This window comes from Zoogloea sp. LCSB751 (genome assembly GCF_002028455.1).
Classification (GTDB): domain Bacteria; phylum Pseudomonadota; class Gammaproteobacteria; order Burkholderiales; family Rhodocyclaceae; genus Zoogloea.
This window is the reverse complement of the sequence record NZ_MWUM01000005.1, coordinates 95,317-107,531: the sequence shown is the minus strand read 5'-3', so window position 1 is coordinate 107,531 and position 12,215 is coordinate 95,317. Positions and strand designations below refer to the sequence as shown.

8 protein-coding genes are annotated in these 12,215 nt (G+C 63.2%); 7 read left to right on the top strand and 1 reads right to left on the bottom strand.

Annotated features, from left to right (window positions below; all coding sequences use genetic code 11):
* Positions 1-65: 65 nt before the first annotated feature.
* The gene (locus B4920_RS07635; protein WP_079434030.1) at positions 66-1,385 is read right to left on the bottom strand and encodes a TRZ/ATZ family hydrolase; all 1,320 of its coding nucleotides are present in this window, start codon (positions 1,383-1,385) and stop codon (positions 66-68) included.
* Between the two features lie 207 nt (positions 1,386-1,592).
* Between B4920_RS07635 and gyrA the strand changes: the two genes are divergently transcribed.
* From gyrA to rpsA, 7 genes are all read left to right on the top strand, one after another.
* A complete protein-coding gene (gyrA, locus tag B4920_RS07630) occupies positions 1,593-4,184 on the top strand; it encodes a DNA gyrase subunit A (RefSeq protein WP_079434029.1) in 2,592 nt (863 codons plus the stop codon).
* Between the two features lie 24 nt (positions 4,185-4,208).
* Entirely contained in the window at positions 4,209-5,291 is a 1,083-nt protein-coding gene (gene serC, locus B4920_RS07625; protein ID WP_079434028.1) for a 3-phosphoserine/phosphohydroxythreonine transaminase, read from the top strand.
* Positions 5,292-5,313: 22 nt separating this feature from the next.
* A complete protein-coding gene (gene pheA, locus B4920_RS07620) occupies positions 5,314-6,405 on the top strand; it encodes a prephenate dehydratase (protein ID WP_079434027.1) in 1,092 nt (363 codons plus the stop codon).
* 16 nt (positions 6,406-6,421) lie between these two features.
* Positions 6,422-7,519, top strand: a complete 1,098-nt coding sequence (hisC, locus tag B4920_RS07615) for a histidinol-phosphate transaminase (RefSeq protein ID WP_079434026.1) — start codon at positions 6,422-6,424, stop codon at positions 7,517-7,519.
* A gap of 13 nt (positions 7,520-7,532) precedes the next feature.
* Positions 7,533-8,426, top strand: a complete 894-nt coding sequence (locus B4920_RS07610) for a prephenate dehydrogenase/arogenate dehydrogenase family protein (protein WP_088179419.1) — start codon at positions 7,533-7,535, stop codon at positions 8,424-8,426.
* 15 nt (positions 8,427-8,441) lie between these two features.
* Entirely contained in the window at positions 8,442-10,403 is a 1,962-nt protein-coding gene (locus tag B4920_RS07605) for a bifunctional 3-phosphoshikimate 1-carboxyvinyltransferase/cytidylate kinase (RefSeq protein ID WP_079434024.1), read from the top strand.
* 96 nt (positions 10,404-10,499) lie between these two features.
* Entirely contained in the window at positions 10,500-12,206 is a 1,707-nt protein-coding gene (gene rpsA, locus B4920_RS07600; RefSeq protein ID WP_079434023.1) for a 30S ribosomal protein S1, read from the top strand.
* Positions 12,207-12,215: the final 9 nt, after the last annotated feature.

Below are 12,215 nucleotides of genomic sequence, written 5' to 3'. Positions count from 1 at the left end.
GGGTAGAACCGGAAGTTACTTGCTCGCCGCGCTTATGCCATAGGCACTTAGGCAGCATATCCAATTCATTGGCGGAACTTATTCTGCCATAGCCGAGCGGCGCTAAATAGCTCAGTGTTGGTTATTTGCAACAGTTTTCCGCTGGTCAGGCGTTGTTCGCCAGCGACCCATACATCCGATACGGAGCGTCGTCCGAGCACGTATACCAGATGCGAAACCGGGTCGAAGCACGGGAGTTCATCCGCTTCGTCTACGCGTACGGCGCATATGTCGGCGGCCTTGCCGGGAAGCAGTGAGCCGATCGTCGAGTCCAGTCCGAGTGCCCGCGCACCCAGAAGCGTTGCCATGCGCAGGGCCTGGTGGGCTGGCAGGGTGGAGGCGTCGCCGCTGCTCAACTTGGCGAGCAGGCTGGCCTGGTGCATCTCGCGGAACAGGTCGAGGCGGTTGTTGCTGGCGGCGCCGTCGCTGCCGAGTCCCACCGTGATGCCCCTGTCCAGCAAGGTGGCAACCGGGGCCGCGCCGCTGGCGAGCTTCATGTTCGAGGTCGGGCAGTGGGCGACCGCGCAATGATGCAGGGCCAGGCGTTCGATGTCCTCGTGGTCGAGGTGTACGGCGTGCACACCGATCAGGTTGGGGCCCAGTAGTCCGAGGGCGTCGAGGCGTGCCAGGGGACGTTGCCCGCAATCGCGCAGACTGTCGGAGATTTCGGTGGCGGTTTCATGGATGTGGATGTGGACAGGAAGGTCGAGTTCCCCTGCCAGGGCGCCCACCCGTTCGAAAGTGCGGTCGGAAACGGTGTAGGGCGCATGGGGTGCCAGCGCGAAGCGAATCCTCGGGTGGTCGCGCCATCGGTCGTGGGCAGCGAGCCCCTTGGATAAGTAGTCGTCCGCGTCCGCCGCATATTGGGACGGGAATTCAAGCACGGTGATGCCGAGCACGGCGCGCAGGCCGAGGCGGTCGAAGGCCTCGGCGGCGGCCTCCGGGAAGAAATACATGTCGTTGCAGGTAGTGATGCCACCGCGCAGCATTTCGGCGCCGGCCAGCAGGCTGCCGTCGCGCACGAAGGCGGGTGAAACATGGCGTGCCTCGGTTGGCCAGATGGCTTCCTGCAGCCAGCGCATCAGCGGAAGGTCGTCGGCCAGGCCGCGCATCAGGGTCATTGCCGCGTGGCAATGCAGATTGACGAGGCCAGGGATCAGGATATGTTCGGGTAATTGGACGCAGTTCTGGGCTGAGAATCGTGTGCGGGCTTCGCTGGTCGGCAGTACGTCGACAATCCGGCCGTCGCGGATGGCGATCGTATGGTGTTCCAGGGTGGTGTCGTCGGGCTCGACCGGGATGACCCAGCGAGCTTCGATGAGCAGGTCGACCTCGATAGGCGTCATGGCTGTTCCCGTTCTATCTCTATTAAGCAAACGCACCCTCGCGCCGTACCTGTCGAAGGGCTATCGATTAGAGCATAGGCATGCCGACCGTCACAATTGGCCGCAGTGGTGCCGCAGTGGGGCATTGCGGGCGGGAGTTGGCCCCTCGTGGCGTGCTAAACTCGCGGCTTTTCGTCTTTTCGACGAACTGTCGATTCCCGCGGTGCCATGATCCCGTTCGCCAAAGAAACTCTCCCTATCAGCCTCGAAGACGAGATGCGTCACGCCTACCTGGATTACGCGATGAGCGTGATCGTCGGGCGGGCCCTGCCGGATGTGCGTGACGGCCTCAAGCCTGTGCACCGGCGCGTGCTGTTTGCGATGCACGAGCTGGGCAACGACTGGAACAAGGCTTACAAGAAGTCTGCCCGTATCGTCGGCGACGTGATCGGTAAGTATCACCCTCACGGCGACCAGTCCGTTTACGACACCATCGTGCGCATGGCGCAGAATTTTTCTCTGCGCTACATGCTGGTGGATGGTCAGGGCAACTTCGGCTCGGTGGATGGCGACAGTGCGGCGGCCATGCGTTACACCGAAATCCGCATGGCCAAGATCGGCCACGAGCTGCTGGCCGACATCGACAAGGAAACGGTCGACTTCGGGCCGAACTACGATGGCTCGGAGAAGGAGCCGCTGGTGCTGCCGGCGCGCATCCCGAACCTGCTGATCAATGGTTCCGGCGGTATTGCCGTCGGTATGGCGACCAATATCCCGCCGCATAACCTCAGCGAAGTCGTCGACGCCTGCCTGCGCCTGCTGCAGGAGCCGGACGTTTCCATCGAAGAGCTGATCAAGATCGTGCCGGCGCCGGACTTCCCGACCGCGGGCCTGATCTACGGCCTGTCCGGCGTGCACGAGGGTTATCGCACCGGCCGAGGCCGCGTGGTGATGCGTGCTCGGACCCACTTCGAGGACATCGGCAAGGGCGACCGCCAGGCAATCATCGTCGATGAGATTCCTTACCAAGTTAACAAGAAGACCCTGCTCGAGAAGATTGCCGAGCTGGTGAACGAAAAGAAGATCGAGGGCATCAGCGAGATCCGCGACGAGTCGGACAAGTCCGGTATGCGCGTGGTCATCGAGCTGAAGCGCAACGAAGTCCCTGACGTGGTGCTGAACAACCTGTTCAAGCAGACCCAGCTGCAGGATACCTTCGGCATGAACATGGTGGCGCTGGTGGACGGCAAGCCGCGCCTGCTGAACCTGCGGCAGATGGTGGAGTGCTTCCTGGCACACCGCCGCGAAGTGGTCACCCGCCGCACGATCTTCGAATTGCGCAAGGCCCGTGAGCGTGGCCACATCCTCGAAGGCCTGGCCGTTGCGCTGTCTAACGTGGACGAGATCATTGCGCTGATCAAGGCCGCGCCGACGCCGCCGGAAGCCAAGAAAGCGCTGATGGGGCGCGAGTGGCGTTCGGCGCTGGTGGAGGAAATGCTGGTGCGTGCCGCTGCCGACAGTTTCCGCCCTGAAGGCCTGGCGCCGGAGTTCGGCCTGTCCGCCCAGGGCTACCGCCTGTCCGACGCCCAGGCGCAGGCCATCCTCGAGCTGCGCCTGCAGCGCCTGACCGGCCTGGAGCAGGACAAGATCGTTACCGAGTACAAGGAAGTGATGGCCAACATCGCCGACCTGCTCGACATCCTGGCCCGCCCGGAGCGGATCACCGCGATCATCGGCGACGAGCTGACGCTCATCAAGCAGCAGTTTGGCGACCCGCGGCGCTCCGAGGTGGTGATGAACACTGCCGACATCAATATCGAAGACCTGATCGCCCCGCAGGACATGGTGGTGACCCTGTCCCATACCGGTTACTTCAAGCGTCAGCCGCTTACTGACTACCGGGCCCAGAAGCGCGGCGGTCGTGGCAAGCAGGCGGCGGCGGTGAAGGACGACGATTTCGTCGACCAGCTCTTCGTCGCCAATACCCACGACCACATCCTGTGCTTCTCCAACCGCGGCCGCCTGTACTGGCTCAAGGTGTACGAAGTGCCGGAAGGCACCCGGAACTCCCGCGGCAAGCCGATCGTCAACCTTTTCCCGCTGCTCGAAGGCGAGAAGATCACCGCCGTGCTGCCGGTCAAGGAGTTCGACGAAGGGCATTTCATCTTCATGGCCACTGCCGAGGGCACGGTCAAGAAGACGCCGCTCACCGACTTCTCCAACCCGCGCAAGGCCGGCATCATTGCCGTGGGCCTTGACGAGGGCGACTACCTGGTCGGGGTGGCGATCACCGACGGCAAGCATGACGTGATGCTCTTCTCCGACGCCGGCAAGGCGGTGCGCTTCAGCGAGAACGACGTGCGCCCGATGGGCCGCCAGGCCCGCGGTGTGCGGGGCATGACGCTGGAAGACGGCCAGACCGTGATCGCCATGCTGGTGGCCGAAAACGAAGAACAGAGCGTGCTGACTGCCACCGAGAACGGTTTCGGCAAGCGGACGCCGATCGGCGAGTACACCCGCCACGGCCGTGGCACCAAGGGCATGATCGCCATCCAGACCTCTGACCGTAACGGTAAGGTGGTGGCGGCAACCCTGGTGACCGAGAAGGATCAGATCATGCTGATCACCACCGCTGGCGTGCTGGTGCGCACCCGCGTGGCGGAGATCCGCGAGATGGGCCGTGCCACCCAGGGGGTGACGCTGATCTCGGTGGACGAGGGCAGCAAGCTGTCGGGCGTGCAGAAGATCCTCGAAGGCGACGAGGAAGAGCAGGACGTGGTTGGTGAGGCTGGGGCCGAAGGCGCTGAACCGGAAGCCTGAGTGAACTGAGTAAGGATTCAGACGATGCGGATTTTCAATTTCTCGGCGGGGCCGGCGGTGTTGCCGGGCAATGTGCTCGAACAAGTGCGCGACGAGTTGCTCGACTGGCATGGGCGTGGCATGAGCATCATGGAGATGAGCCACCGGGGCAAGGATTTCACCGGCGTGATCGACGAGGCCGAGGCGGACCTGCGCACCCTGATGGGCATTCCGTCCAACTACAAGGTACTGTTCCTGCAGGGGGGCGCGACACAGCAATTCGCGCAGATTCCGATGAATCTGCTGGATGGGCGTTCCGCCGACTACATCGTGACCGGCTCCTGGTCCAAGAAGGCCTACAAGGAAGCCCTGCGTTTCGGCGCCGTGCGCTTGGCCGGTTCGGCCGAGGCCGATGGTTTTGCCCGGGTGCCGACGGCCGGGGAGTTGAAGCTCGACCCGCAGGCCGCTTATCTGCACGTCTGTACCAATGAAACCATCCACGGGGTCGAGATGTTCGACCTGCCGGTCGCGCCGGAGGGCGTGCCGCTGGTCGCGGACATGAGTTCCCACATCCTGTCGCGCCCGATGGACGTGTCTCGCTACGGTCTGATCTATGCCGGCGCGCAGAAGAACATCGGCCCGGCCGGGCTGGTCATCGTCATCGTCCGCGAAGACCTGCTCTGCAAGGCTTCGGCGATCACCCCGAGCGTGATGAACTACGCGACGATGGCGGAAAACGGCTCCATGCTCAATACGCCGCCGACCTTCGGTATCTACCTGGCCGGGCTGGTTTTCAAGGACCTGATTGCCCAGGGCGGCCTGGAGGCGGTGGAGCGGGCCAATGTTGCCAAGGCGCAGCTCGTTTACGATGCCATCGAGGCCAGTGGCGGTTTCTACCGCAATCCAGTGCAGGGCCCGTTCCGTTCCCGCATGAACGTGCCGTTCACGTTGGCCAACCCGGAGCTGGACGCCGCCTTCCTGGCCGAGGCGGCCGAACGGCAACTGTCCGGCCTGAAGGGGCACAAGTCGGTGGGTGGCATGCGTGCGTCGATTTACAACGCCATGACGGTGGACGGTGTGCGGGCTCTGGTGGATCTGATGCAGGATTTCGCCGCGCGCAAGGCGTGAGCGTTACGGACGAGGAGAAGGCATGAACGACGAGATGCTGCGTGAGCTCGGCGTGGTGCGCGAGCAGATCGACGCCATCGATGCACAGATGCTGGCGCTGCTCAACCAGCGGGCCCAGTGTGCTCAGCACGTGGGCGAGATCAAGGCCAAGTATGGCGATGCCGGTTACATTTACCGGCCGGAGCGAGAGGCACAGGTGTTGCGGCGCGTCCAGTCGCTCAATGAGGGGCCGCTGCCGAACGAGAGTGTCACTTTCTTCTTCCGGGAGGTGATGTCGGCCTGTCTGTCGCTGGAAAATCCGCTGGGCGTTGCCTTCCTGGGGCCGCTCGGCACGTTCTCCGAGAGCGCGGCGGTCAAGCAGTTCGGGCATGCCGCCCGTCTGGCGCCGCAGACCACCATCGATGACGTCTTCCGTGAAGTGGAAGCCGGACATGCAGACTATGGCGTGGCGCCGGTGGAAAACTCGACCGAAGGTGCGGTCGGCCGAACCCTTGATCTGCTGCTGGGCTCCCAGCTGAAGATTTGCGGCGAGGTGGTGCTGCGCATCCATCAGAACCTGTTGACCCGCGAGACGGAGCTGTCGGCGATCCGCAAGGTGTATTCCCACGCCCAGTCTTTGGCCCAGTGCCATGAATGGCTGAACAGCAACTTGCCGGGTGTCCCGCGTATTTCGGTTGGCAGCAATGCGGAGGCGGCCCGCCTGGCCTCCCTCGAGCCCGGTGTGGCGGCGATCGCGGGTGAGGCTGCGTCCGAGCGTTACGATCTGCCGCGGCTCGTCGAGAGCATTGAAGACGAGCCCAACAACACCACGCGCTTTCTGGTGCTCGGTCGTCATGACGCAGGGCGGACCGGTGCCGACAAGACTTCGCTGATCATGTCTGCAGCCAACCGGCCGGGCGCGGTGCACGAACTTCTCGCTCCGCTGGCTGATGCCGGGGTTTCGATGACCCGCCTTGAATCCCGTCCGGCCCGCGCGGCCTTGTGGGAATACGTGTTCTATGTGGATATCGATGGCCATCGCGATGATCCGGCTGTGAAGGCCGCCCTCGATGATCTGGCACGAAACGCCGCCTATCTGAAGATCCTGGGTTCCTATCCCCAGGCCGTGTACTGATTCCCAGGAGTTGTTCATGTCTTTGTGCGATCTGGCGCCTGCCCACATCCGGGCCATTTCTCCCTACCAGCCCGGCAAGCCGATTTCCGAGTTGGCCAGGGAAATGGGGTTGGCCGAAGAGTCCATCGTCAAGCTGGCCTCCAACGAAAACCCGCTGGGTGTTGGTGATAAGGCCCGTGAGGCGATGCTCAAGGCAGTGGCGGACATCGCCCGCTATCCGGACGGCAATGGTTATGAACTGAAGGACGCGCTGCATCGCCGTTATGGCGTGGGTCATGATCAGGTCGTGCTGGGCAATGGCTCCAACGATGTGCTCGAACTGGCGGCTCGCGCCTTCCTCGGGCCGGGCGTCGATGCCGTTTATTCACAACATGCTTTTGCGGTCTATCCGCTGGCGACGCAGGAGGCGGGTGCGCGGGGCATCGAGGTGCCGGCTAAGCACTTCGGTCACGACCTCGATGCCATGCTGGCCGCAATCACGCCGGCGACCCGGGTGCTGTTCATCGCCAACCCCAACAATCCGACCGGCACTTTTCTGCCCGGTGCGGCGATCGAGGCCTTTCTCGCGCGGGTGCCCGACCACGTGCTGGTGGTCCTCGACGAGGCATACACCGAATATCTGTCGCCGGAGCAGCGTTACGACGCCATTGCATGGCTCAAGCGTTTCCCGAACCTGCTGATCAGCCGTACCTTCTCCAAGGCTTATGGTCTGGCTGGGCTGCGCGTTGGCTATGGTCTGGCCAGTCCGGCGGTTATCGACCTGCTGAACCGGGTGCGCCAGCCTTTCAATGTGTGCAGCCTCGGCCTGGTTGCGGCTGCTGCGGCCTTGTTCGACGACGAATTCCTGGCGCGTAGCTACGAGCTCAACCGCGCTGGCATGGCCCAGCTGACCGCCGGTTTCGCGGAGCTTGGCCTGGACTGGATCCCGTCCGCCGGCAATTTCGTTACCTTCAAGGTAGGTAACGGCGCGGCTGTCAATCAGGCGCTGCTCAAGCAAGGCGTGATCGTTCGTCCGATCGGTGCTTATGGAATGCCGGAGTGGCTGCGGGTTTCCATCGGTCTGGAGAGCGAGAGCGCGCGCTTCCTCGAGGCCCTGCCGGTGGCGTTGGGCTGAGATGGGGCCGGCTGTGAAGACGATCGACAAGCTGGTGGTTTGCGGTGTCGGTCTGATTGGCGGTTCGGTGGCGCTGGCCCTGCGGCAGGCGCGGCTGGTCAATCGCATCGTCGGTGTTGGCCGGCGGCCCGAGCCGCTCGCCATGGCGCGCCAACTGGGCGTCATCGACGAAATTTCCACCGACTGGGCTGACGCCCTCGACGGCGCCGATATGGTGCTGCTGGCGATGCCGGTCGGTCAGATGGATGCGGTGGCTGCGGCGATGGCTCCCCACCTGTCGGCCGGAACCATCGTGACGGACGCGGGCAGCACCAAGCGCGACGTGATCGAGGCCATCTACCGCCATCTGGGGGGGCATCTCGCCAACGTGGTGCCGGCGCATCCTATCGCCGGTGCGGAAAAGAGCGGTCCGGCTGCCGCCCGCGCCGAGTTGTATCGCGGCCGCAAAGTAGTGGTGACGCCGCTACCCGAGAATTCCCCCGAGGCGGTGGCGCGAGTCCGCGAGCTGTGGGCCGCTTGTGGTGCGGTGCTGCACGAGATGAGTCCGCAAGAGCACGACCGGGTCTTTGCCGCGGTCAGCCATTTGCCGCATCTGCTGGCGTTTGGTCTCGTGCATGATCTGGCCGGGCGTGCCAACGCCGAGCAGTTGTTCAGCTATGCGGCGAGCGGTTTCCGGGATTTCACCCGCGTGGCGGGCAGTCATCCGGAAATGTGGCGGGACATCTGTGTTGCCAACCGGCATTCGCTGCTGGCCGAACTGGACGCCTACCTGTCCGAGCTGGCCTATCTGCGCGCACTGTTGGTGGCCGGTGACGGGCCGTCCCTCGAAAAGGTCTTCGACGAGGCCAGTCGCGCCCGCAACGCATGGGCGGACAAAGCATTTCCCGCGACGCCTTCGGGCGAGTAATCAAAAGGAGTTTTCATGGAATTCATCGACCTGCCTCCGATGCAGAAGGCCGCGGGCACGGTGCGCCTGCCAGGCTCCAAGAGCATTTCGAATCGCGTGCTGCTGTTGGCGGCGCTCGCCGAAGGCGACACGCTGGTGGAGGATCTGCTGGACTCCGACGACACGCGGGTGATGCGCGATGCGATCGCCGCCCTCGGCGTGACGTTGACGGAGGAGGGCGAGGCGCTGCGCGTGCAGGGCTGTGGCGGCCGTTTCAGCAATCTGCGGGCCGACATCTTCGTCGGCAATTCCGGGTTGAGCATCCGAACGCTGGTGCCGGCCATCGTGACGAGTCTGTCCGGCTGTGCCGACGAGGCTGCCGAGGTGCGCCTGTCCGGCGTGCCGCGCATGCACGAGCGGCCGATCGGCGACTTGGTGGACGGTCTCAAGCAACTGGGTGCCAAGGTCGAGTGGCTGGGGCAGGAGGGCTATCCGCCGCTGGCGCTCAAGCCGGCGCTACTGGGTGCCGAGCGGGTCAGCGTGCGCGGCAACGTGTCGAGCCAGTTTCTGACCGGGCTGCTGCAAGCTGCTCCGCTGGTGGCGCGGGACAAGCCGCTGGTCATCGAAGTCGAGGGCGAGCTGATCAGTCGCCCCTATGTGGAAATCACCCTCAACCTGATGGAGCGCTTCGGTGTCTTCGTGCAGCGCGAAGGCTGGAGCCGCTTCATTGTGCCGGCGGGGCAGCGCTACATGTCCCCCGGGCGTATTGCTGTAGAGGGCGATGCTTCGACAGCCAGTTATTTTCTCGCTGCCGGTGCGCTGGGGGGCGGGCCGGTCCGTGTCGTCGGTGCAGGGCGGCGCAGCATCCAGGGGGACGTGAAGTTTGCCGATGCGCTGGCGAAGATGGGGGCGCAGATCGTCTGGGGCGACGACTGGATCGAGGCGCGTGCGCCGGCGTCCGGTGGCCTGAAGGCCTTCGATCTCGATCTGAACCACATTCCTGATGCGGCGATGACGCTGGCGGTGGCGGCGCTGTTTGCGGATGGTCCGAGCGTGCTGCGCAATATCGGCAGTTGGCGGGTCAAGGAAACCGATCGCATCGCCGCGATGGCGGCCGAATTGCGCAAGCTTGGTGCAACGGTGGAGGAGTATCCGGAGAGCATCAAGATCATTCCGCCCGCGCAGCTCAAGCCGGCGGTGATCGATACCTATGACGATCACCGGGTGGCCATGTGTTTCTCGCTGGCAACCCTGGATGGGCCCTATGTGCGGATCAACGATCCGAAGTGTGTGAACAAGACCTTCCCTGGCTACTTCACGACCTTTGCTGGTATCGCGACGCCGGTTCCGGTGGTCGCCATCGACGGTCCGTCGGCGTCCGGCAAGGGCACCGTGGCGGCGCGGGCGGCAGAAGCCCTGGGTTTCGATCATCTGGACAGTGGCGCGCTATATCGGCTGGTTGCGCTGGCCGCCTTGCGGCAGGGCGTTGCACTGGACGACGAGAGCAGTCTGGAAGCCATTGCGGCGGCATTGCCGGCGCGTTTCGACGGCGATCGCGTGCTGCTGGATGGTAACGATGTGACCGAGGCGATCCGCAGTGAAGAGTGTTCCGCCGGTGCGTCCAAGGTCGCCGTGCTGCCGGCCGTGCGCGACGCGCTGTTCTGGCGCCAGCGGGCGTACCGCAAGTCACCCGGGCTGGTGGCGGAAGGGCGCGACATGGGGTCGGTGGTTTTCCCCGACGCGGGGCTGAAGATCTTCCTGACGGCTTCTGCGGAGACGCGGGCGGAGCGCCGCTATAAGCAGTTGATCGATAAAGGAATGGCTGCTAACATGACAGATCTGCTCAAAGATCTGCATGAACGTGATGCGCGGGATTCCCAGCGCGCCGTTGCTCCTTTGAGGAAGGGCGAGGATGTCGTTCTGCTCGACACTTCCGGGTTGACCGCCGAGCAGGCGGTCGATTTCGTCATCGAGCGGGCTGCTTCATTTCGCCCCTGATTGTTTGCTGTAAAGGATCTTCCCGAACCATGAGGGGCGGGAAGGTATGTTCAACCAGGAGCCGTTTTACGACGGTTGTAAGGTTCTTTTTTCAATATGTCCACTGCCACCCCTGTTTCCTTCGAGGAAAGCTTTGCCGCCCTGTTCGAGGAGTCCCTCAATCGTCAGGAGATGCGTGCCGGCGAAGTGATCACCGCTGAAGTCGTGCGGATCGATCAGAACTTCGTTGTCGTCAACGCTGGCCTCAAGTCCGAGAGCTACATCCCAATCGACGAGTTCCGCAGCGATCGCGGCGAAGTGACCGCTCAGGTCGGCGACTACGTGCAGGTTGCCATCGAGCAGCTCGAAGACGGCTACGGTGAAACCCGCCTGTCCCGCGACAAGGCCAAGCGCATCGCCGCCTGGAACGACCTCGACAAGGCGCTCAACGACGCCATCCTGGTCAAGGGTGTGATCACCGGCAAGGTCAAGGGTGGCCTGACTGTCATGGTCAACGGCATCCGTGCATTCCTGCCGGGCTCCCTGGTGGACATGCGTCCGGTCAAGGACACCACGCCGTTCGAAGGCAAGGAATTCGAATTCCGCGTCATCAAGCTTGACCGCAAGCGCAACAACGTTGTCGTTTCCCGTCGCGCCGTGCTGGAAGCCTCCATGGGTGAAGAGCGTCAGAAGCTTCTCGAAACCCTCAAGGAAGGCACCGTCGTCAAGGGTATCGTCAAGAACATCACCGACTACGGCGCATTCGTGGATCTGGGTGGTATCGACGGCCTGCTGCACATCACCGATCTGGCCTGGCGCCGCGTTCGTCACCCGTCGGAAGTCCTGTCCGTCGGCGACGAACTCGAAGCCAAGGTCCTCAAGTTCGACCAAGAGAAGAACCGCGTCTCCCTGGGTCTCAAGCAGCTCGGCGAAGATCCGTGGGTCGGCATCTCCCGCCGCTACCCGCAGGGTACCCGTCTGTTCGGTAAGGTTACCAACATCACCGACTACGGCGCATTCGTTGAAGTCGAGCAGGGCATCGAAGGCCTGGTGCACGTGTCCGAAATGGACTGGACCAACAAGAACATCCACCCGACCAAGGTTGTCCAGCTGGGCGACGAAGTCGAGGTGATGATTCTGGAAATCGACGAAGACCGTCGTCGTATCTCCCTGGGCATGAAGCAGTGCATGTCCAACCCGTGGGACGATTTCGCCATCAACCACAAGAAGGGCGACAAGGTCCGCGGCCAGATCAAGTCCCTTACCGACTTTGGCGTGTTCATTGGTCTGGAAGGCGGCATCGACGGTCTGGTTCACCTGTCCGACCTGTCCTGGTCCCTGACCGGCGAAGAAGCTGTGCGCCAGTACAAGAAAGGCGACGAAGTCGAGGCCGTGGTGCTGAACATCGACGTCGAGAAGGAGCGTATCTCCCTCGGCATCAAGCAGCTCGACGGAGATCCGTTCACCAACTTCATCGCTACCCACGACAAGAACACCCTCGTGAATGGCACCGTGAAGTCCGTGGATGCCCGTGGTGCTGTGATCGCCCTGAACAGCGATGTCGAAGGCTACCTGCGTGCGTCCGAGTTCTCCCGTGACCGTGTGGATGACCTGTCCCTGCTGCTGAAGGTCGGTGAATCCGTCGAGGCTCTGATCGTCAACGTCGATCGCAAGACCCGCGGTATCAATCTGTCCATCCGCGCCAAGGATCAGGTCGAGCAGAACGAAGCTCTGAACAAGCTGGCTTCTGACAGCGCTTCCGCCGCCAGCGGCACCACCAACCTCGGTGCGTTGCTGAAGGCCAAGCTCAACGAGCAGAAGTAAGCGGTTCGA

Excerpts from the sequence above, each read along its gene's own strand:
- gyrA (WP_079434029.1), top strand. The coding sequence starts at position 1,593 with ATGATCCCGTTCGCCAAAGAAACTCTCCCTATCAGCCTCGAAGACGAG.
- hisC (WP_079434026.1), top strand. The coding sequence starts at position 6,422 with ATGTCTTTGTGCGATCTGGCGCCTGCCCACATCCGGGCCATTTCTCCC.
- B4920_RS07605 (WP_079434024.1), top strand. The coding sequence starts at position 8,442 with ATGGAATTCATCGACCTGCCTCCGATGCAGAAGGCCGCGGGCACGGTG.
- rpsA (WP_079434023.1), top strand. The coding sequence starts at position 10,500 with ATGTCCACTGCCACCCCTGTTTCCTTCGAGGAAAGCTTTGCCGCCCTG.
- serC (WP_079434028.1), top strand. The coding sequence starts at position 4,209 with ATGCGGATTTTCAATTTCTCGGCGGGGCCGGCGGTGTTGCCGGGCAAT.
- B4920_RS07635 (WP_079434030.1), bottom strand. The coding sequence starts at position 1,385 with ATGACGCCTATCGAGGTCGACCTGCTCATCGAAGCTCGCTGGGTCATC.
- pheA (WP_079434027.1), top strand. The coding sequence starts at position 5,314 with ATGAACGACGAGATGCTGCGTGAGCTCGGCGTGGTGCGCGAGCAGATC.